Source organism: Gilliamella sp. B2717, assembly GCF_026536675.1.
Taxonomy (GTDB): Bacteria; Pseudomonadota; Gammaproteobacteria; order Enterobacterales; family Orbaceae; genus Gilliamella; species Gilliamella apicola_I.
Map to the genome: position 1 here is coordinate 547 of NZ_JAFNNQ010000016.1, position 573 is coordinate 1,119.

Sequence of the window (573 nt, forward strand, 5' to 3'; positions counted from 1 at the left end):
TCCGGCAATCGATCCGGTGCTTGCAGCGGCAGACGCAGGAGATTGGGCTGCATATACACAGTTACAAGGTGGTGCAATGGTACAGCGTAAAAATTTGCGCGTTAGGGTTTCTTACGAAGAAATACAAAATCAGTTTGAGGAAAATGTTAAAAAGATTAAGGGGGTATTTTCCCCGATCGTCGGCATAGCATCTTTTATATGCACCCGTTTAATAAAATGGGCTATCGTCTCTAAAAATAGGCGCGAACGCGCCCCTCGGAGTTCTGTCAATAACTGTACGGCGTGTACGGTGGTCAAAACATCGCCACTGGACGATCAACGCGAGGCAATTAAAAAACAACTGAGAATTATCGGGTTGCCGGACGACGATTTTACCGTAAATCGACTATTTTTTAGGCGCAGCATTCAAATTAACCACAATCAGTATTTAAAATTGGATAATACGCTGGACGGAGTGCACCTAATTTTTAGTAATTCGCCGTCTGTTCCGCGAAAACCGCAAAAACCGGATGTTGTTTTATTCGATTTTTAATACAGGGATCTAATATGTTGACAAAAAAACCAAAACCGATA

The 573-nt window shown here is 42.6% G+C and carries 1 pseudogene; it reads left to right on the plus strand.

Annotated features, from left to right (window positions below):
* Nucleotides 1-532, plus strand: a pseudogene (locus J3U35_RS03195) (hypothetical protein); the annotation flags it as partial.
* Nucleotides 533-573: the final 41 nt, after the last annotated feature.